Origin of the sequence: Pantoea sp. alder81 (assembly GCF_020179835.1) — a bacterium.
GTDB lineage: Bacteria > Pseudomonadota > Gammaproteobacteria > Enterobacterales > Enterobacteriaceae > Pantoea.
This window is the reverse complement of the sequence record NZ_JAIUDA010000009.1, coordinates 1-19,212: the sequence shown is the minus strand read 5'-3', so window position 1 is coordinate 19,212 and position 19,212 is coordinate 1. Positions and strand designations below refer to the sequence as shown.

Sequence of the window (19,212 nt, the reverse complement as noted above, 5' to 3'; positions counted from 1 at the left end):
AGAGTAACTACCGACTCCTGAGATTAGAGCTGAAACTGAGAGGGCCAAAGCATGCGCATTGAACGAGACTTTCAGCAAATCGTCAGGCTTGCCGGTGTACGTAGCTCTGCTGACATGCGCCGACTGTTTGGCAATGGCTGGAAGACCATCAACACCTCGCAACAGGCATGGGTTCGTCACATGCTCACCGTATGGGGTCAGCACCTCGGCAATGAAGATTACGACCGCGGTGAAGTGAACGTCATCGGCCGCCTGATGATGCGCTGCGAATGGAGTGAGCAGAAGGGTAAGCAGATAGAGAAAATCGTGTCAGAGCTGCACTGTGAAGGCCTGCGTGGTGAGGAGTTATTTCGCAAAGCCCGCGACCTGCTTATGCCGCAAACCTCAACAGCAAACATCATCGCTCTCGCCAAAGAATCAGATGATGCTGCCTTCGTTGAATCTGTCATGGTGAAGACGTTCGGTAAGGATAACCCGGTTCGAAACGTAGCCAGATTACGATACTGCAAGCGCAAGAGCGTGCAAAATATCGGTTCATCGCTGATTTACTTCACCGGCATCAGCCAGAAGGAAGCACGAAACAGAATGAAATGGGCGCTAGATATCCTCGAAGGAGAAATGTTTTACGCAATTAAGCGCGAAATGGAGAAAGAGATTCCTAAAATGGCAGCGTGAAGAGAATGAATAGCACGAATAGCTAAAGACAAAGGGCATAGTACCTGGCATATTCGTTATACGCTCGGGAAGTAAAGCGTACTGAGCAATTTCCTTCACAGTGAGTGACATAAAGGCGCCGCGGCTACCAACCGAAGGCGCTTTTTTAATATGAATTTACTTCAGTGGCTTGTCCGCATCGATACACATTAGGTCAGCAGTAAATGCAGCAACGCTCGATCCGCCTTTTACGTAATCAAACTTAGCTACCAATCTACCACCTAAGTCATACATTGAGATTTCGCCATACTCGTCCAGGCATGCCTGAACAGGGATGGACACTCGCCTAAACAAAACCTCATCGTTACTGGTTTTTGAGCTAGGAACTTGTTGTATGAGCATTGAGCGCACACCTTGTTTTTGTTTAAGGGTGCCGTTTTTGACATAAAAATTAGAGTTGGCAGTGTTGCTTATATACGTCCAGCCATCAATTGCGTCAGCAGCTTGAGCTTGCTGAGAAAATGCTGAAACAGTCAGTGCAGATATAAGAGTTATTTTTTTTAACATGTTGGGAATCCTTGCCAATCAAAATGTGGGGCATGTTCTCGCTAAGCGCGGATATATGATAATTCCAAACTAGAGTTATCGGCATCATTCGCAGGCTATTTAATCAAAAATATTTATGGGCTCGCCTTGGCGGGCCTTTTCTTTTTTGCGCCATCCCAAAACTTATTCAGACCCTCATTGCTGTGTGGGGATGCGCGCACTTTTCTTACGACTACAGGCGGCACCAAGCGAACAGCGAGGTGTATATGAGTATCGATATGAGCAAACTGGCATCAGGCGCGGCATACGGCGCATCTGCCGGGACCATTGCCAACGGTCTGCTGACCCGGTTAAGTCCCGATGAATGGAGTGCTGTTGGCGTGCTGGCCGGTATTCTGGTTGCGCTATTCACGCTCGGCATCAACTGGTATTACAAGCGCAAGGCCACAATGGCGCAGATTAAAGCGCTTCAACGCTGGCCCACCGCGCCCGACCTCACCGAGGATTAACCCAATGGCAATGTCTAACACACTGCGCAACAGGCTTATTGCTGCTGCCGGCGGCGGAGCCATGCTTATCGCTACGGTATTCCTTGGCGGAAAGGATGGGGTAGAAGGTCGAGTGTACGAGCCTTACAAAGATGTCGCTGGAGTGTGGACTGTCTGCGACGGACATACTGGCAGCGATATCGTGAAAGGCCGCAAATACACCGACCGGGAATGCGATCGCCTGATGTGGAATGATTTGCAGCCGGTTAAGAAGACTGTCGACTCCATGGTCAAGGTGCCGCTGGGTGAATATCCGCGCGCCGCGCTCTACAGTTTCACCTATAACGTCGGCACGTCAGCATTCTCCAAGTCCACTCTCCTGAAAAAGCTTAACGCTGGCGACCAGGCTGGAGCATGCGAAGAGCTTCGTCGCTGGGTATACGCCGGTGGCATGAAGTGGAAAGGCCTGATGAATCGCCGCGACATGGAGCGTTCTCTCTGCCTGGCGGAAAGCGCGAATGACCTTTAAAGCTGAAGCCATAATTATCGCAATTTTGCTAGGGCTCGTTGCTGTGCTGGGTGTGCAGACTGCCATTTATCGCGGCGACGCCATCGACTACAAAGCTCAGCGCGATAAAGCATCTGATGCTCTTAACTTGGCTAACGCCACCATAGATGACATGCAGGTGCGTCAGCGCGACGTTGCTGCTCTCGATGCGAAATACACGAAGGAATTAGCCGATGCTCAGGCGACTATCGATCTGCTGCATGATGATGTTGCTACTGGCAAACGTCGGCTGCAGCTCAACGCAAAGTGTCCCGCGACAAACGCCACCGGCACCGCCGGCGTGGATGATGCAGCCAGCCCCCGACTTGCTGACGCCGCTGAGCGAAATTATTGGACCCTCAGAAGCCGTATCGAAATCGCCGGAAAGCAAATAGCCGGATTGCAGCAGTACATCTCCGAACAGTGCAAATGATACAGAAAGCGCGATTTAGGCCTCTATGCTTGAGACTTAGGAAATTGAATAGAATCCTGCAAATCTCTAAGAGAAACGGATGTAAGAGCCTTGGTCACCGGATGAGGGGGAGTTGCTTTAATGAAGGCAATTAAAATGTCAGCCACGGTAATGCTGGAAGGGCTGCGGGAAAGTGAATAGCCGCCATACATGCCGGCCGTCCCCTTAACCAAACCTTCATTTCTTAGTACTGCGACCATACTCTCAAGGTAACTAACAGAGAGTGAAACAGATGAAGATAAATCTCTGACAGTTGTAATCTCATCCTCATTCAGAGCCATCATGATTTTTAAAGCGTTGTTCTGTTTACTGGTAAGCATCACTTGGCCGCCATTCATTGTTTCTCTTAGAAGAGAATACCACTGCTGAAAGGGACAGTGGTCAAAGTGGAGCGATATAAGCGAATACGCTAAAGATGAGTAGGTGATGCTAGCTCCTGATTATCGCCAGTCATTTTAGGGCGCATTTGCGAGCGCACCCGATGTTAAACATATTTGGCTTCACTGGCTTGAGGGAATGGGAGAGCCCGCCCAGAAAAAGATGTGGTGTAACATCAGTAGGAATCATTTAGATTAAAAAACAACCAATGATGTTATAGTTAGGCTCATTCACAAAAAAGGCCGATTACCATGTCCTACTTCAGTCAAGTAATGGACCGTATCGCCAGAATAAATACTGACGCTAAGTGTCCAAACTGCGGGAAATCTTCCAAGCATCCTATTGCAAAAGTTTCGAGAGAGCAGGCTTTGCTTTGTCCGTACTGTAAATCTCTCTTTGTCATCCACGGATAAGCTATTGAAAAAACCTAAGCCGCCTACGGGCGGTTTTTTAATGGAGTGAATATGGGTAAGCATGATGCAATCATTAGTCGCCCACACCCTCCAGTCGAATTTATAGAAGAGTTCGCACCGTACATCAAACTCATCCCTGCTACTGGCGTCCATGAGTGGGTTGTAGAGCAAATCATCAGTGAAGATGGTGTGCTGCATAACCCGGATCATCTTCACCTGCTTGAGGCTGACATTGCTTTCATGTGGGCAGCAACCGCATTCACCAAACAGGGTCGTACCGTACTAGGTCAGGCTGAAGAGGTAATGATGCGCGCCGGCGGATGGCAGAAGGCCAGAATGGAACAGCAGCTCTATGAGTGGTTTGACCATAAGCCAGATTTCATCATCACGCTGGCTGGTGACTTCTGCTCACAATGCAGCGACCTCGAATTCTGTGCACTGGTAGAGCATGAGCTTTATCACATTACCCAGGCTACCGATGAGTTTGGCGCACCGAAGTTCACAAGGGATGGCGACCCTAAGCTCTGCATGCGTGGACATGATGTGGAGGAGTTCACTGGAGTGGTTCGCAGATATGGTGCAAGCGCTGATGTGCAGGAACTAATTAATGCCGCCGCTCATCCTGCGGAGGTGGCAAAAATCGACATAGCCAGGGCATGCGGAACGTGCCTTATGAAACTGGCATAACTTCAGACTGATTAGGACGGATGGTGAGCAATGGCGACACTGAAACCAGAAGTGAAAGCCTTCATCGTTCAGGCCTTGGCATGTTACGACACGCCGTCTCAGGTGGTCGATGAAGTCCAGAAAGAATTCAAGCTGAAGATCACGCGTCAGCAGGTCGAATCACACGACCCCACAAAGGCTAGCGGCAAAGGTCTGGCAGAGAAGTGGGTCGAACTATTTAAAGCCACACGCACCCGATTTCAGACCGAAATCACCGACATCCCGATCGCCAACAAGGCCTATCGACTGCGCGCGCTTGACCGAATGATGACCAAGGCCGAATCGATGCGAAACATGGCGCTGGCTTCATCCCTGATAGAGCAGGCAGCTAAAGAGGTTGGCGATGCATACACCAACCGGCAGAAGGTTGAGCACACCAGCCCTGATGGCAGCATGAGCCAGCGGCCGACAACAATCAGACTGGTAGGGGTAGAGCCAACTAATGGAAAATCAGGTTGATCTGCCTATCCCCGCCAAGCTAGTTCCTGTCTTCGCTACACCAGATGTGCGTTATCGCGGTGCCCATGGTGGACGCGGATCTGCAAAGACCAGAACGTTTGCCCTGATGAGCGCAGTGAAGGCATACGAAGCTGCGGAGAGCGGTAGGAGTGGCGTTATCCTCTGCGGGCGTGAGTACATGAACTCGCTCGAAGAGTCCTCAATGGAGGAGGTCAAACAGGCGATACGCTCTGTGCCGTGGCTGGATGACTATTTCGATATTGGTGAGAAGTACATCCGCACCAAGAATCGCCGTGTGAGTTACGTTTTCTGCGGCCTGCGCCACAACCTGGACAGCATTAAATCCAAAGCGCGCATTTTAGTCGCCTGGGTTGATGAGGCTGAATCAGTTTCATCCACTGCCTGGAAGAAACTTCGCCCGACCGTCCGTGAAAAGGGTTCTGAAATCTGGGTTACATGGAACCCGGAGAAGGACGGCAGCGCCACCGATAAGATGTTCAGGAAGAACCCGCCAAAAAGCTCAATGATCGTTGAGATGAATTATGGCGATAACCCATGGTTCCCTGAAGTGCTTGAGGAAGAGCGGCTGGAGGATTTGGCTAACCTCGATTACGCCGATTATGCGTGGATCTGGGAAGGCGCTTACCTTGAAAACTCTGACAAGCAGGTGCTGGCTAACCGCTATGTGGTTCAGGACTTCGCATCAGACCTGTGGCAGAAGGCTGAGAGGCTGCTATTCGGTGCTGACTTCGGCTTTGCGAAAGACCCAAGCACGCTGCTGCGCATGTTCATCCTCGATAACTGCCTGTACATCGAGCATGAAGCCTATGGGACTGGCGTTGAGCTTGATGACATGTGGAAGTTTTATGCCGGCAAGGATGAGGCCAAGCCAAGGCAGCTCGAAGAGTGGAAAGTTACCGATGACGCCAAATACCCTGGCGTCCCTCAATCACGCAAATGGCCTATCAAGGCGGATAACTCCCGCCCTGAAACAATCAGCCATATCAAGAATCAAGGCTTCAACATTTCATCCGCCCAAAAGTGGCAGGGGAGTGTTGAGGACGGCATAACCTGCCTGCGCGGATTCAAGCAGATCGTAATCCATTCACGCTGCAAAGAGACAGCCAAAGAGGCTCGCCTTTATTCCTACAAAACAGACCGCGTAACTGGCGAGGTGCTTCCTGTAATTGAGGATAAGCACAACCACTGCTGGGATGCGGCTCGTTACGGGCTGGACGGTTACATCAAGCACAAAAATACCGGCGCAATCTTCTTCTAAGGAGCACCAGTGAGTGAATTAAAACCGGGGGAAAGCTTCCTCGTAAACGCGCTGGCCGCTACCGTGGGGCGTCTGCGCTCCCTTTATGCCGGGGTTAATGGCAACACCAAGCGAACCAAATTATGGGATGAGTTCGGCTATCCCGATCAGATTGGATTTGAGCAGTATTACCGCGCCTACGAGCGCAACGCTGTTGCTCACGCCGCGGTTCATAAACTGCTTGATACCTGCTGGGTTGATCATCCCACTATCATCGATGGCGACGAAGCCAAAGAGGCGACCAAAACCACCGACTGGGAAAAGCAGGTCACCAAGCTGCTGAAGAAGCATTGGCCGAAAATTAAGGATGCAGATCGCCGAAACCTGATTGGCCGGTACTCGGCAATCCTAATCCAGTTTCGAGATGGTCGTGAGTGGAGCCAGCCAGTAGACCGGAACGTTGTCGGAAAGCTCAAAGACAAAGCCATTGTGAAGCTGATCCCCGCATGGGAATCGCAGGTGAAGCCTGGTAACTTTGACACTGACACGATGTCGGAAACCTACAGTCAGCCGCTCAGCTACAACTTCAACGAGCAGCCTGTGGGCGACGATGGCACCTATGGCGTTGTGCGCGGCGTTACGGTGCACCCTGAGCGCATCATCATCCTGAGTGAAGGCTCTGAAGATGAGAACATGCTTTCCGGCATTCCTTTCCTGCGTGCTGGATACAACAAACTTCTCGACTTAGAGAAGGTATCCGGCGGTAGCTCTGAAGGCTTCCTGAAAAACGCCAGCCGCCAGTTGGGCATAAGCTTCGATGCTGCAACCGATATGCAGGCTATAGCGGCGCAGGCAGAAAAGGCAGGCTACGCCAACATCGGCGAGGCGATGAACGAGAAGATGCAGAAGCTGAACCGGGGTACTGATTCAGCGCTGGTAACTCAGTCAGGCACAACCTCTGTTCTATCTGTGGCCGCAGCCGATCCTGAGCCGACTTGGACAGTCACCGCCAACGAATTCGCCGCATCAATTCAATGTCCGTTCACCATTCAGTTTGGGCAGCAGACCGGGCGACTTGCTTCTGACGAAGACAAGGCCGACTGGGCGAAGCGCTGCAATGGCCGCCGGTGGGGGTTCATGACCTCAGTGGTGACCACGCTGCTTGAACGCCTGTGGACGATGGGAGCGATTGAGCCGCCATCATCCGGCGAGGTCACGTTGGCCTGGTCTGACTTACTCGCCCCGAGCGAGAAAGAGAAGATCGCCAACATGCAGGCAATGGCAGACGTTGCACAGAAAACACAGGCCGCTTACGGCACCCCGGCTATTGAACAGAACGAGATTCGCGCTGTTGGAGAGCTTGAGCCGCTGCCTGAATCGAAACAGCCAAACCCTGACGATAAGCTAAACGATAAGGATCCGCTGACAGATGACGACCCTTCAGCTAATCCGAACGCCGGTAATTCCCCGCAACAAGGCAGATCCGACACAATCCGCCAGGCCAGTTAACCGGATGTTCCGCGACATCGACGACCGCTACTACCGAATCAAGGTAGCGTTAAAGCAGTTGTTCGATGAGCGGCTAACTGGCAGGGAGCGTGGCACCAACCAGCAATCACATGCGGTGCACGGAAACGTCATCTACCAGGTGAATGCAGGCGCGTACATCTACGACATGTCCGCAACTCAACTGGCTGACCTGCTGCAGCGCATCCAAATCATCCTTGATGATGCATTGCTTGAGGGGGGCAGCAACAACCTGTGGGCGCTGAGCTACGTTTCTGACGAATATGAGCGCGGCACGCATCAGGCATTTACGAATCTGTCAGTGCAGTCGCCGATTTACGAACAGCAGACCACGCTGGCGCAGCTGCTCAGCAGTCCTGCATATCAAAACCAAGTGGCCGCCGCGTACGTATCAACTTATAGCGACTGGCTTCTGGAGTCCGACAAAGCTCGCGGTGACTTGGCTAATGTGATTTCAGATGCTATTGGCCGGGGCATAAATCCTCGGGAAACATCGCGGATCGTCAGCAAGCGGCTTGATGTATCGATGTCCCGAGCCAAGAACATGGCGCAGACCGAGCAGGTTGGCGCTTTGCGTGAGGCTCAATGGAATGAAACAGAATGGTCAAAGGAACGGCTTGGACTGAATACCGCGTTACTGCACCTTTCAGCCTTAAAGCCAACAACGCGAACAACTCATGCTTTCTGGCACGGGAAAACGCGAACTGTTGACGAGGTGCGTGAGTGGTATAGCCGTGACGGAAACCGCTATCACTGCTACTGCAGCCAGATACCAGTTCTTCTCAACGATGATGGTAAAATTTTCAATGAAGGCCTAAAGGATAGGCTTGCCAATGAAAGGTGTTCATGGGCTGTTAATATGTAAGTTAACTTTCAAAATTGACAACTTGATATCATGATTCTCAGGTGTTAGGTTGTTTCTATCAGCTGATTGGTTTAGCTGGTAGAAACCCTTTCAACTCATTAGAGGATTTAAAAATGTCAAGAATTCGTATCTCTCCAGAGGGCACTGCAAAGCTCATTATTTTGAACCTTGATGAATATGCTAAAGAAAAAAGCAAGGTCATTACCCGATACAAAATCTCTAAAGAGACGATGCGAAGAATATCTAACCGATCCAATATTCACCCGGGCTTCATTCGTGAAGTAGGTAATTCGCTGTGCGAATTTGGTTGGGTTTTAATCGAAAGTAATGACGATCATTACTGCTTTCTAAAGCAGGACGCCATGAACAACTGGGCGAAGTTAACTGCTAAAAGGATTAAAAGCCTGAGAATGCAAGGAGAGCAAGCAATTGCAGAAGCCTACTCTGTATCCTACCCGGGCGATGAATTAGACATAGACTTCGAAGAATGAAAGAAACCCGCTCCGGCGGGTTTTTTATTTCCTTAAATCCACCAATGAGGACACAGCATGTCACGCATCTGCGTAAACGTGCTGTCGGTCATCAACTCCGCTTCAAACATCACCACTGAAACCATTAATGGCGCAGAGCACATCGTCGTGAAAAACGTCGTGCCTGTCCGTGACGGCATTGTGCTGAATGGCGGATTGTACCCGGCAGAAGAAAACACGAAGGGCTACAAGAGCCTTGAAGATAAACCCATGCCTTACGGTCACCCCAAGGTGGACGGTCGCCATGTCAGCGCCAGTAACGTCAGGGCGGTGAACGAATATCACATTGGCGCTTACACGCGAAACGTCAGGAAAGAAAACGGACAAGTTCTGACGGATGCGGTCATTAATCGCCGCTTTGCTGAAGGTTCTGAGAAAGGCAGAAAAGTCCTGCAGCGCCTTGATGATATGGCCGCCGGGAAGTCTGTCGAGCCTATTGGCATTTCCACTGGTTTGCTGCTCAACCGTATTGAAGCCAAGGGAGAGTCAAACGGAAAGCGTTACACGTGGATCGCCACCAATCAGGTTTACGACCATGTCGCCATTCTTCTCGATGAGCCGCCAGCCGGAACGCCAGAAGAGGGCATCGGTATGTTTGTTAATGCCGAGGGAGATGAGGTTCAGGTCGAAACAGTAAACCTCTCGGACTGCGATACGCCAGACCCGCAAGACCCCGCACTTAAGCAGATGTTTAACCACTTCATGGCGTTTTTCAGCGCCAACAATAAGCCTGTCAAAGAGGAAGTAAACCCGATGAAAGAACTCATCACCAATGCGCTGAAAGCGAAAGGCATCGACGTTGAAGGCAATTCCGATGCTGAGCTGATGGACGCTTACAACCAGATGGCCGCCGATGACGCTAAAGCGAAATCTGAAGCCGAAGAGAAGGCCAAAAAAGAGAAGGAAGAGGCTGAACGCAAAGCCAAAGAAACCGCCACCAACAGCGACGAAATGCCAGCATGGGCGAAATTGCTTGCTGATGATCTGGCGGCTGTTAAGTCCGGCCTGGCTGTCAACTCTGACAAAGAGAAAGCCGATAAGCGCGCTGCGGTGAAAGCTAAGTTCCAGCTAGACGATCTGGCTGTGAATGCTCTCGAAGGCGCTGCCCTTGATGGCCTGTATGCACAGTGCCAGACCACCACAGGTCTTAACGGCGGTCTGCGTCAGGTAAACAACACCAATTCATTCAGCGAAATGCCGGAGTAAGAAATGGCTAAAGACGGTAAGCACGTTATCCACGCGGGCGGCATCTTTGCCAACCCGCAACTTCACCGTGAAGGCGCTGCGGCTGCTGACACTAAACCCGGCACCATCGGCTTCTTCGACAACACCACGAAGAAATTCACCGCTTCTGTTGCGGGTAACGAAGAGGCGATTTTGTATGTCGCCAACTACGACTATCTGCGCTGCAAAACGGTGGATGACACCATTCTTGCGGGCGAGTGGGTTGTAGCGATGCACCCAACCCCGGGCGTCTTCTTCAACGTTCCGGCAGCAACAGGCACTTACACGAAGGGCCAGCCGCTGTCGATCGCCAATGGCCGCGTAAAAGCGTTAGCTGCTGACGAATCTATCCGCGCCTTCGTGGAAGAAGATCGCTCAACCACCATCGCGACTGCAGGTGATCTCCTGCGCGTTGTCATTAAGTAAGGAGCACCGAATGTTTGTATTCTCCACCCGAATGGCAACTGAGACGCGAAACCTTGAGGCAAACACTGCTCAGTTCCGCGAACTGGAGTTTGCCCGTAATGCCAGCTCGCAGGCTGTAGCCGACTTTATCGCTCGCGCCCGTGTGCGTGGTGAAGCCGCCAATGCCCCGCAGCTGGATGCAGTGAACGCTGTTGACGATATTCGTCGCCTGTACCGCGCTTATGATCAGACCGTTCTGGCTGAGTTCGAGCCAAACACCGAGTTCACGCTGCTGAACGACCTTATGCCTCTGTCTCGTTCGGTTCGCCTGGAAGAGTCAGTGTATGAGTACGCTCGCACCGGCGGTCGCGGCTGGGCTCACACCTCCATGTCCGGCCAGATTGGCGCGGCGCTGGATGCGAAGTCCTACACCTTCGACGGCACTATGGTTCCTATCCATGATTCCGGCTTCAAGTTCAACTGGCGTGATCCGGTCTTCAATAAAGGCTCCGCGCTGTCATCGCTGGCTGATGCTCAGGCTGGTTCGGTGAATGATGTGCGTCGTCAGTATGTCGACTACATCTGGGAAGGCTTCCGCGACCCGGCAGGTAACTTCATCAACTTCGACGGTAAAACGTGGAAAGGCCTGCGCCATGACGAGCGCGTTGCTCAGGTGACGCTGACCGTTAACTTCGCAACCAGCACCGATGTGAAAGCCATGCGTGCCGGTGCAATCGGCCTGCGTGACGTGATGAAGCTGCAAAACATGCAGTACGGTCAGCAGACCTGGTACGTATCAAGCGAAATCATGTCGAACTGGGAACAGTATTTCGATGTGAACTCTCTGCGCACCGTGCTGGAAGAGATTGCGAAACTGGCTGGTATCTCGGCGATCAAAGAAGATTCCGAACTGTCAGGCAACGAAATCGTGATTATTCCACTGGGTGCCGGTGTTATCGCGCCAATCGTAGGTCAGGCCTTCGGCACCGTGGCTGATCCGCGCCAGTTCTACAACAGCGATTACATCTGGCGCACCTGGGGTGCTGCTGGCCTGATGGTTAAGCAGGACATCAACGGTCACTTCTCTGTCATCCACGCCTCGAGCTAAGGAAAAAATCATGGCACTCGTAAAGATCATTGCAGCAAACCTCTTTGCCGGTGCCAACTTCCAGAAACTGGAGGTTGGCAAGGTTTATGACGTGGACAGCGCGATCGCTGAAAAGTGGGTCGAGCAAGGCAAGGCTGAAGCATCCAAGGAGAAGGCCAGCGAGAAACTGGTATTCGAAGTGGCCACGCCATCAGCGCCGGTTAGCACCGACACTTCTGCGCTTCAGGATCAGTTGAATACCGCGCTGGAGCAGTTGAAAACAGCTCAGTCTGATGCAGAAGCGAAGGATGTGGCTCATGCAGCCGCGCTGGAGCAGTTGAAAACGGATCACGCCACAGAACTGGATGCTGAGAAAGCCCGCGCTGATAAAGCTGAAGCTGACCTGGTGGAAGCAACTAAGAAGGCGAAATAACCATGGCAGCCCAAATCACGCTGGATGACGTCAAACCGCTGATGGCTGAATTGGGCTTCTCGGTTCCTGACGCTGTCCTGCAGTTGCTCCTCGACCAGGTAAACGCCACGTCTGCTTGTATGGACGGGGCGGGCTACTCCGAAAGCCTGCAGAAGCTCATGCTTATCTATGCAGCCGCGAGACTGGCCGCCCTGTCCGGTGCCAGAAAGATTGCTTCTCAGTCAGCCCCGTCTGGCGCATCACGCTCGTTCACATACGACAGCGCTGGTACAGATCATCTGTATAAGCAGTTGCTGGCATGGGACACGAACGGTTGCCTCGCTGGCCTGCCTATTTCTGGCGTGTCGGTTGGCTTCTTCGATGTGGTTGGGGGCTGCTAATGACCTGGCAATCCCCATCATCACCGCCGAAATCATACGACCGCGTCTGGCTGAAAACGTCCACCGGCCGGGAAACTACCGGCTACGTGAATAGCGCTGGTGAGTGGGTGTTCAACTGCAAGCGCATCGCCGCTGAAAAGCCCACTGTAATCGGCTGGAGGGCATAGCATTGAGTTCATTAGCCAACTGGTCATACACAGCGCAGGCGACCGTCTGGCGCAGACTCGGGCTCAATGAGTATGGCGACTCGCTTGGATGGTCGGAGCCGTTAGTCATCGCCTGTGATTATCAGGGCGGCCTGTCTAAACGCCTCGGGGCTATCGGTGTAGAGAAGGTCGTTAAAAACACCATCTGGACTGAATATGCGCTGGCTACCACTGGTGACTACATCCTGATCGGCGCATCGGCTGAGCCTGACCCCATAGCTGCGGGCGCTGACGAAATCATGCAGTCAATTCAGTACGCCGATACGTTCGAGCGTACTGCTGATGACTGGGCGATCATCACGGGAGTGTGACCATGGGCATCAAAATACGTGGAGTTGAGCAGGCTAAGAGAAACCTTGATGCAGTCATCAATGATATTCAGGGGCGGAGGGCTTTGCGAGCTATCCAGAGCGTGCTGATCATCGGTTCGTCTCAGGCGGCACTCTACACGCCAATCGACACATCAACGCTGCTAAATAGCCAGTACCGTGAGGTGACTGCGAGCGGAACACGCATAGTTGGTCGCGTAGGTTATTCGGCCAACTATGCCGTCTACGTTCACGACCCAAATATACCGCAAAACTTCAGGCGCTCAACCTCTCAGAAAGAGTTTCTGACTAAGGGATTTGAGGATTCGCGTGATGCCATCAGTGCAGCGATCAAAAGGGAGATGGCGCTTTGAATCCCCCAATGCACACGCGGGTGCGTAATTACATGGTGGATGCAGGTCTAACGGACGGATTTAAAACGCAGTTGCTTGTCTGGAATGACACTGGCACAGAATCGGATAAGTTCATGGTATTTCGCCCAAATGGTGGTAGCGCGGTACGCAGCCAGCTTGGTGCTGAATATTATGTCCTTCTGGATGTGGTCGGTGCCAAAGGCGGCAACGGTGTAGTTGATGAAGTGGTTCAGTCCATCATCTCCTACGTCCAGCGAAACCCCATGTCTGACAACTGTATCGGCTATCTGCAAAACCTTGGTGGCATACCTGCTCCCGTTCTCACCACCGAAGGCCGTCTGGTCTATCGACTTCAGTTTGTTGCCACTTTCGGCAGCTCCTAAAACGTTAAAGAGGAATTAAACATGGCTGAATGCCAGAACAGCAACGAACGTTTGTTCGGTGGCGCCGTTGTGCTTGAAGTTGCCGATGGCTGCAGCGATGTGCTGCCGCAGGAATCGGAATGGAAAGCACTGGCGGCAGGTACAACAAAAGGTTTCGACTTCAGCCCGAATAGTGTCACCAGTGATGCTGATGACGGCAAGGGATATGTTGAAACTATCGTAACCAACTCGGATTTCACCATTAGTTTTGAGGGTGAAGTTCGTAAGAAGGACAAGCTTGATCAATATGGCGTTGGTCGTTTGATTAAGTATTACCATACTGAAATCTCCAACCGCCGACAGCCTGGTATTTGGGTTCGCCTGGAATACGGTCCAATCACATTCATTGGCTACATGAACATCACTGCTCTTAGCTCTAGCGGTGGGACCAACGACATTGTGCCAATCACCACTGAGTTTAAGGTGGGTGATGCCAGTACCATTCAGGTGATCGACACCGACGAGACCATTCCAGCAACTGGTGTAACTGTTGCGCCGGCGACAGCATCGCTCGCCGTTGGAGCCACGCGTCAATTGACAGGTGCAGTCCAGCCAACTGATGCAACCGACCGCACCGGAACCTGGACAACTTCAGATGCTACTAAGGCCACCGTGAGCAATACAGGCCTTGTCACTGCGGTGGCAGCGGGTAGTGCGACGATCACCTTCACATCTACCGATGGCAGTTTCACCGCCAATTGCGCAGTAACGGTTACCGCTTCGTAACCATTCCAAGGGGTAGCGTGCTGCCCCTGATAATGCTTATGGAGACCATATGACACCATACAAAGAGATTGGCGAGTGCCTGGTCTCAATGGGCGACCATGATTACTTTTTCCGTCCATCCTTCGCAAATATGATGCGTATTGGCGATCCGGAATCGATAGTTCAGGCCTTTTATGACCTGCATAACGACGAGTATACGTCCCTTATTCGGCGCTCTGTCGCGGCTTATGGCGGCATCCCTCAGTGGTTGATGACGTACATTGGCAGGCCGCAATTTAATAAGCCTGTGATTTATTCGGCTATGAATGTGCTTTCCGCATGCTGTGATGACAATGTCAGCTCATTGGTTGGTGAGTTGCGCCCCGGACGCACTGGCCGCTGGTCTTTTGTTTACCGTAAGGGCGCCATGCCATTGGCGGATATGGTACTGATCGCACAGTCGCTCATTCAGCACGGCATAATCGGTAAGGCTAAGGTGAGAAAGCTGCAGCGTCACGAGGGGGGCGAGTCCACGACAGGATTCAACGCCTTTGAATACATCAGCGCCGCGCGTACCGGACTAGAGTTGTCCCGCGATGAGGCTGAAAAGCTCACAATGACTGAGTTCCAGATGCTGCTGGCTGCGAAGTTCCCGGACCAGAAGGGCTTCACTAAAGAAGAGTATGACGCGGTGGCTGATGATTATCTGGCTAGGAAGGCGAGGAAACTGGCAAAGGGGTGAAGAAAACCCGGCCTGAGCCGGGTTTAGCCTCAGATTTCATCGCACCCGCAAATAGGTATTGGGAATACGCGAGAATTCTTCGGGAACCGCTTCTTACCGTTCTTATCAACGATGTAAGGGCGGAAGATCACGTCGCAGCTATTGCCGCATTTATTACAAATTGCTGTTGCCATTTTTGAATCCCTCACTCTAACCGGGTCTCTCGGCTAAAGCTTGATATCAAAATGGGGATCCGTTACCTTACTGGTGACTAAGCAGTGCGGTTGCGGGAGACCATCCCCCAATCTGAGCGGTCACCGGGCATGGTGAGCCGCTCAAATAATTAGGGCCGAGCGTAAATCTTCAGAAATGAAGCGATGCGCTCGGCCTCTTCGTTTGTGAGGTCCAGAGGAAGACCTTTGATTTCAATCGTAAGTCCAGTTTTGGGTCGCAATAGTAATGGGGCGCTAAATGTATGGCTGGACATGACGTTTTGCGTCAATTGTTGCGAATTTGACTCTTGCTGCATTCTTGCCTCCACTACACTTCGGCGAATTCTTGGAAGCGGCTTTTTCTTTACTTCCACCTGGGCATCCTCTCCGATTAAATCCTCTTCATCGTCGGGCGGCAGGTTTACTCCAAGTTGGAAATCGATGAACTTTGAAACAGCACTATTAAATCGACTTTTATAAGCTTGGATGCTTGCTTCTGACGGTTCTGATTCGGCGGTAGAGATGTACTTTTTAATCAGGCCATCAACGTTGAGATTTCTGATGTCGGTGTATTCATTTTCTTCGACAACGGAAAGCAGTAGTAGCGAAGAATTGCGTAGGTTGCGTGCAGTAGCCTCGCCAATTAGATTTAGCTCAGGCAGTTTTTCAATGAACTGTCTGAAGGCCGTGGATGAAAAATCTGCGCTCATTAAGTAACCCTCTTCACTTGATGAATCCATTCTATGATCGAAAGGATTCAACGATCAATCAAAAAGAATCGATCGGTGGATTCTTTTTTCGGATAACTTGATTGCGCATTACGTAAAGATATTAACTTTCCGGAACTACTTTCCTGACAGATGATCAGTGCTTATGGTTCTTGCTTCCCATTGCGCAGTATCCTGGCTAGGATTTATCCCACAACATGCCTTGGGGATAATGGAATGAAGAAGTTACTTATTGGATTTGCTTTGATTGCTTCGCTGGCCGGATGCTCTAACACAAGCGGGCTTGATGCTGTGTCTGGAAAGGATAGATACACTGGTGCAAGAACAGTTTCAGTGCAGCCTCACGGCGCTGCCTGCGAAACATCGCAATGCATTATGGTTGGCGCTTTCTGGACTGAAAGCCATAAAGACATGGCGCTGCTTACCATCTCTCTCGCTAACACCGCCGATATTATTCGCTCAGCAGAAATAGTAATTGATGGCAAAAAATATCAACTGCGCGATGACAGTGACCTGACTCGCTATGACAGCCAAGTAAGCAGGTCATCTGCTTATGTGCAGTCCAGCAAGGATTTTTTGGTCCCGCTAAGCATGGTTAAAGACATTACGAAAGCCAAGAAGGCTTGGATATTCGTCCGAACAGGAACTGGTCAAATGTCGAATGCAATTATCGACGCGCAGGGTGATAGCAAGGCCTATTACGCACTCCAGAGGTTCGTCGAATCTCTGCCAAAATAAGCTAAAAAGTAAATTACGAAGCCCGCCGAGAGCGATTTTTTAATGGCCCACTCAGGTGGGCTTTTTGTTGGGTATTTCAGCGGTAAATCCGTCAACTGTCCAAGTATCCCATAGCGTGTAGCCAAGGTCTTTTAATCGTTGGAATGTTTTTTGGAACACCATCACAAAGTCGTCATCACTCAAGCCATCAAGCTCAAGGTCACTGAGGCTTATGTGAAAAGAAGTGTGCCCAATGCGAACCTTTTTATTAATTTCGTTGAAAGTACGCTTAAAAATTATTCCTGAAAGTTCTTCCTTCGCTTTACCTACCAATAACAATGCATCTTCAGCTGATAACAGTTCGTCCGGGTTAAGCTCGTTGAGGAAGCTGGCATCCAGTCTGAAGACAATTTCTGCATTCAGTGAGCGATTATTATCCTTCGCTGATTCTTCTATTTTTTCTTTTAATTCAGCAGGTAGCCTGATTCTAAACTGCGGGTCTTCTCTACTCATAACTGACCTAAATACTCATCATCATCAATTAATCAAAAGTATGCCCCACGGTGGGGTTGACTTCAATGACGCACGGTGTGACACTGTGTTCGTCCCACGGTGGGGCATCAAGGAGAATGAGAATGGAAAAGGCTAAAGACATGTATCAGCGCAAGATACGCATCCCCGATGACATCAAGCGTGCGATAGAAGTAAATGGCGAGCAGCAAAGTCGCCAATTCAACACAGAGGTAATCTATCAACTGAGAAAGGCGTACGGATTAGTAGGGAATAGAAGTGTTGAGGCGTAAATACGACGAAACCCCGGTGGCTGCAACCAACGAGGTTTCTAATTTGTCAGTAACTTCGAGGAAACTAACAATGAAGATCATAGCAAAAGAAAAATCAGAGTTCACTCTTTTCCGCTTCGGCGACCATGAAATCCGCGTTATCGATAAATCCGGCGAGCCGTGGTTTGTGGCGCAGGATGTTTGTGATGCTCTCCAGTTGTCTAACTCACGCATGTCTCTGAAAGCGCTGGATGATGATGAGAAGGGTGTAAGTTCAACTTACACCATCCAAGGAAATCAAGAGGTTGCAGTTATTTCTGAGTCCGGAATGTACACTCTAGTTCTACGTTGCCGCGATGCTGTGAATAAAGGTTCAGTTCCTCATGCATTCCGCAAATGGGTTACCGCTGAAGTTCTTCCTGCTGTTCGCAAAAATGGGGTTTATGAAAAACCAGCAGCTAAGAAGGATCATCAGTCCACAGCTACTCAACTCACTCCACTTCGCCAAACAGCAGAACGACTGATCGCAACAGGCCTTGGTCGTATCTACCCGGATATTTGGAAGTACGTTCATAGCAAATTTGAGGTGAAGCACATTCACCAACTAACGCCAACTCAAGTTTCAGAAGCGATTGAATACTTGGATGCTTTAGAAGGCGAATATCTCGGAAAAGAACGCGCACAGCTTAAACTGCCATTCTCATACCCGATGGAGTACTTCAATCAATACCGCCATGTTCGCGGCATAAACGAAAACGCTTTGAGCGCGCCTTGGCGTTACCCGGCTGACATGCTGGTGCCAAACGGCGATAACCCTAATCCGCTTGGTCGCATGCTGGGTGAGTTGAAAAACATGGGGTGCGAAGTTGATGCAGCACTTTTTCAGCTGCTATCACTACAACACCACTTGGAATCATTGCGCAGCAAGATAAGCAGCATCCAACGTGCAGTAATGTAATCGGCTAACTCTTCAGCCACTCAACCAGCCCGCCTTGAGCGGGTTTTTTATTGCCCGGAGATCGTAATGGTGACCTGCCCCAAGTATTAGATACAACCTTCAGTTAGTAATGTCGGTTGGTTTTTCTTCATGTTTCCCGTTTCGCCAGCATGCTGCAAATTCAGACGGCGTCTGGTAATTCAGCGATGAATGAGGTCTGGACTCGTTATAGTCCTGCCGCCAGTCACTAATGATTTTCCGGGCATGAAGAATATCGCGGAACCAGTGCTCATTCAGACATTCATCCCGAAAGCGTCCGTTAAAACTCTCAATAAACCCGTTCTGTGTTGGCTTACCCGGCTGGATGAGTCGCAGTTCCACGCCATGCTCAAAAGCCCACTGATCGAGCGCACGGCAGGTAAATTCCGGGCCCTGATCGGTTCTTATCGTTGCCGGATAGCCACGAAACAGCGCGATGCCGTCCAAAATACGCGCGACCTGAACGCCTGAAATACCGAAAGCAGCGGTGATCGTCAGACACTCCTTCGTGAAATCATCCACGCAGGTCAGGCATTTAATCTGGCGGCCGCTGGCAAGTGCATCCATGACAAAATCCATCGACCATGTCAGGTTCGGCGCATCCGGGCGGAGAAGCGGAAGCCGCTCAGTCGCCAGACCCTTACGGCGTCGCCTGCGTTTTACACCCAG

General features: G+C 51.0%; 29 protein-coding genes. 24 read left to right on the top strand and 5 right to left on the bottom strand.

Features of this window, described 5'->3' with window-relative positions; translation table 11 throughout:
- Nucleotides 1-51: 51 nt before the first annotated feature.
- Nucleotides 52-675 (top strand): hypothetical protein, encoded by a 624-nt coding sequence (locus LBW88_RS20820; RefSeq protein WP_224934052.1) that lies wholly within the window; start codon nucleotides 52-54, stop codon nucleotides 673-675.
- A gap of 156 nt (nucleotides 676-831) precedes the next feature.
- Here LBW88_RS20820 and LBW88_RS20815 read toward each other — a convergent pair whose 3' ends face one another.
- Nucleotides 832-1,221 carry a hypothetical protein gene (locus tag LBW88_RS20815; protein ID WP_224934051.1) on the bottom strand — a complete coding sequence of 130 codons (390 nt, stop codon included), beginning with the start codon at nucleotides 1,219-1,221 and terminating at the stop codon, nucleotides 832-834.
- A gap of 245 nt (nucleotides 1,222-1,466) precedes the next feature.
- Here LBW88_RS20815 and LBW88_RS20810 point away from each other — a divergent pair, with 245 nt between their 5' ends.
- Genes LBW88_RS20810 through LBW88_RS26520 form a run of 3 tightly spaced genes read left to right on the top strand, consistent with a single transcriptional unit; the run spans nucleotide 1,467 to nucleotide 2,668 of the window.
- Complete coding sequence (locus LBW88_RS20810; protein ID WP_224934050.1) at nucleotides 1,467-1,709, top strand: phage holin; 243 nt, start codon at nucleotides 1,467-1,469, stop codon at nucleotides 1,707-1,709.
- Nucleotides 1,710-1,713: 4 nt separating this feature from the next.
- Nucleotides 1,714-2,217, top strand: coding sequence for a lysozyme (locus LBW88_RS20805; RefSeq protein ID WP_320442542.1), 504 nt, complete (start codon nucleotides 1,714-1,716; stop codon nucleotides 2,215-2,217).
- Nucleotides 2,207-2,668 (top strand): lysis protein, encoded by a 462-nt coding sequence (locus tag LBW88_RS26520; protein ID WP_265112782.1) that lies wholly within the window; start codon nucleotides 2,207-2,209, stop codon nucleotides 2,666-2,668. Before LBW88_RS20805 ends, LBW88_RS26520 begins: the two co-directional genes overlap by 11 nt.
- 23 nt (nucleotides 2,669-2,691) lie before the next feature.
- Here LBW88_RS26520 and LBW88_RS20790 read toward each other — a convergent pair whose 3' ends face one another.
- A complete protein-coding gene (locus LBW88_RS20790) occupies nucleotides 2,692-3,045 on the bottom strand; it encodes an Rrf2 family transcriptional regulator (protein ID WP_224934049.1) in 354 nt (117 codons plus the stop codon).
- A gap of 291 nt (nucleotides 3,046-3,336) precedes the next feature.
- On the opposite strand from LBW88_RS20790, the gene LBW88_RS26650 reads away from it, so the two are divergent.
- From LBW88_RS26650 to LBW88_RS20705, 17 genes are all read left to right on the top strand, one after another.
- Complete coding sequence (locus LBW88_RS26650; RefSeq protein WP_224934048.1) at nucleotides 3,337-3,498, top strand: YnfU family zinc-binding protein; 162 nt, start codon at nucleotides 3,337-3,339, stop codon at nucleotides 3,496-3,498.
- 51 nt (nucleotides 3,499-3,549) lie between these two features.
- On the top strand, nucleotides 3,550-4,185 hold the full coding sequence (locus LBW88_RS20780; RefSeq protein ID WP_224934047.1) for a putative metallopeptidase: 636 nt from the start codon (nucleotides 3,550-3,552) through the stop codon (nucleotides 4,183-4,185).
- A 30-nt stretch (nucleotides 4,186-4,215) separates the two neighbouring features.
- Complete coding sequence (locus LBW88_RS20775) at nucleotides 4,216-4,683, top strand: DUF2280 domain-containing protein (protein ID WP_224934046.1); 468 nt, start codon at nucleotides 4,216-4,218, stop codon at nucleotides 4,681-4,683.
- Complete coding sequence (locus LBW88_RS20770; protein WP_224934045.1) at nucleotides 4,667-5,962, top strand: PBSX family phage terminase large subunit; 1,296 nt, start codon at nucleotides 4,667-4,669, stop codon at nucleotides 5,960-5,962. The genes LBW88_RS20775 and LBW88_RS20770 overlap by 17 nt, the downstream gene beginning before the upstream one ends.
- A gap of 9 nt (nucleotides 5,963-5,971) precedes the next feature.
- On the top strand, nucleotides 5,972-7,450 hold the full coding sequence (locus LBW88_RS20765; RefSeq protein ID WP_224934044.1) for a DUF1073 domain-containing protein: 1,479 nt from the start codon (nucleotides 5,972-5,974) through the stop codon (nucleotides 7,448-7,450).
- Entirely contained in the window at nucleotides 7,371-8,333 is a 963-nt protein-coding gene (locus tag LBW88_RS20760) for a phage minor head protein (protein ID WP_414004103.1), read from the top strand. Before LBW88_RS20765 ends, LBW88_RS20760 begins: the two co-directional genes overlap by 80 nt.
- A gap of 113 nt (nucleotides 8,334-8,446) precedes the next feature.
- Nucleotides 8,447-8,824 (top strand): hypothetical protein, encoded by a 378-nt coding sequence (locus tag LBW88_RS20755; RefSeq protein ID WP_224934042.1) that lies wholly within the window; start codon nucleotides 8,447-8,449, stop codon nucleotides 8,822-8,824.
- Between the two features lie 57 nt (nucleotides 8,825-8,881).
- Complete coding sequence (locus LBW88_RS20750) at nucleotides 8,882-10,069, top strand: DUF2213 domain-containing protein (RefSeq protein WP_224934041.1); 1,188 nt, start codon at nucleotides 8,882-8,884, stop codon at nucleotides 10,067-10,069.
- Nucleotides 10,070-10,072: 3 nt separating this feature from the next.
- Complete coding sequence (locus LBW88_RS20745; RefSeq protein WP_224934040.1) at nucleotides 10,073-10,513, top strand: hypothetical protein; 441 nt, start codon at nucleotides 10,073-10,075, stop codon at nucleotides 10,511-10,513.
- 10 nt (nucleotides 10,514-10,523) lie between these two features.
- Nucleotides 10,524-11,600: a major capsid protein gene (locus tag LBW88_RS20740; RefSeq protein WP_224934039.1), complete on the top strand. Its 1,077-nt coding sequence runs from the start codon at nucleotides 10,524-10,526 to the stop codon at nucleotides 11,598-11,600.
- 10 nt (nucleotides 11,601-11,610) lie between these two features.
- On the top strand, nucleotides 11,611-12,012 hold the full coding sequence (locus tag LBW88_RS20735) for a hypothetical protein (protein WP_224934038.1): 402 nt from the start codon (nucleotides 11,611-11,613) through the stop codon (nucleotides 12,010-12,012).
- A gap of 2 nt (nucleotides 12,013-12,014) precedes the next feature.
- Nucleotides 12,015-12,392, top strand: a complete 378-nt coding sequence (locus tag LBW88_RS20730; protein ID WP_224934037.1) for a hypothetical protein — start codon at nucleotides 12,015-12,017, stop codon at nucleotides 12,390-12,392.
- Nucleotides 12,393-12,561: 169 nt separating this feature from the next.
- Entirely contained in the window at nucleotides 12,562-12,909 is a 348-nt protein-coding gene (locus LBW88_RS20725) for a hypothetical protein (RefSeq protein ID WP_224934036.1), read from the top strand.
- A gap of 2 nt (nucleotides 12,910-12,911) precedes the next feature.
- Nucleotides 12,912-13,280 (top strand): HK97 gp10 family phage protein, encoded by a 369-nt coding sequence (locus tag LBW88_RS20720; protein WP_224934035.1) that lies wholly within the window; start codon nucleotides 12,912-12,914, stop codon nucleotides 13,278-13,280.
- Entirely contained in the window at nucleotides 13,277-13,663 is a 387-nt protein-coding gene (locus LBW88_RS20715; protein WP_224934034.1) for a hypothetical protein, read from the top strand. The genes LBW88_RS20720 and LBW88_RS20715 overlap by 4 nt, the downstream gene beginning before the upstream one ends.
- Before the next feature lie 21 nt (nucleotides 13,664-13,684).
- Nucleotides 13,685-14,428: an Ig-like domain-containing protein gene (locus LBW88_RS20710; RefSeq protein ID WP_224934033.1), complete on the top strand. Its 744-nt coding sequence runs from the start codon at nucleotides 13,685-13,687 to the stop codon at nucleotides 14,426-14,428.
- A 49-nt stretch (nucleotides 14,429-14,477) separates the two neighbouring features.
- Nucleotides 14,478-15,149, top strand: coding sequence for a DUF6246 family protein (locus tag LBW88_RS20705; RefSeq protein ID WP_224934032.1), 672 nt, complete (start codon nucleotides 14,478-14,480; stop codon nucleotides 15,147-15,149).
- 322 nt (nucleotides 15,150-15,471) lie between these two features.
- Here LBW88_RS20705 and LBW88_RS20700 read toward each other — a convergent pair whose 3' ends face one another.
- Complete coding sequence (locus LBW88_RS20700) at nucleotides 15,472-16,050, bottom strand: hypothetical protein (RefSeq protein WP_224934031.1); 579 nt, start codon at nucleotides 16,048-16,050, stop codon at nucleotides 15,472-15,474.
- A 234-nt stretch (nucleotides 16,051-16,284) separates the two neighbouring features.
- Between LBW88_RS20700 and LBW88_RS20695 the strand changes: the two genes are divergently transcribed.
- On the top strand, nucleotides 16,285-16,806 hold the full coding sequence (locus LBW88_RS20695; RefSeq protein ID WP_224934030.1) for a hypothetical protein: 522 nt from the start codon (nucleotides 16,285-16,287) through the stop codon (nucleotides 16,804-16,806).
- A gap of 51 nt (nucleotides 16,807-16,857) precedes the next feature.
- Here the strand turns inward: LBW88_RS20695 and LBW88_RS20690 are convergent, their stop codons facing one another.
- Complete coding sequence (locus tag LBW88_RS20690) at nucleotides 16,858-17,298, bottom strand: Arc family DNA-binding protein (RefSeq protein WP_224934029.1); 441 nt, start codon at nucleotides 17,296-17,298, stop codon at nucleotides 16,858-16,860.
- 122 nt (nucleotides 17,299-17,420) lie between these two features.
- Here LBW88_RS20690 and LBW88_RS20685 point away from each other — a divergent pair, with 122 nt between their 5' ends.
- Both LBW88_RS20685 and LBW88_RS20680 read left to right on the top strand, forming a co-directional pair.
- Entirely contained in the window at nucleotides 17,421-17,588 is a 168-nt protein-coding gene (locus LBW88_RS20685; RefSeq protein WP_224934028.1) for an Arc family DNA binding domain-containing protein, read from the top strand.
- A 70-nt stretch (nucleotides 17,589-17,658) separates the two neighbouring features.
- Nucleotides 17,659-18,525, top strand: a complete 867-nt coding sequence (locus LBW88_RS20680) for a Bro-N domain-containing protein (protein ID WP_224934027.1) — start codon at nucleotides 17,659-17,661, stop codon at nucleotides 18,523-18,525.
- A 99-nt stretch (nucleotides 18,526-18,624) separates the two neighbouring features.
- Here LBW88_RS20680 and LBW88_RS20675 read toward each other — a convergent pair.
- The coding region (locus LBW88_RS20675; RefSeq protein ID WP_224934026.1) for an IS3 family transposase at nucleotides 18,625-19,212 on the bottom strand (588 nt) is incomplete at its 5' end.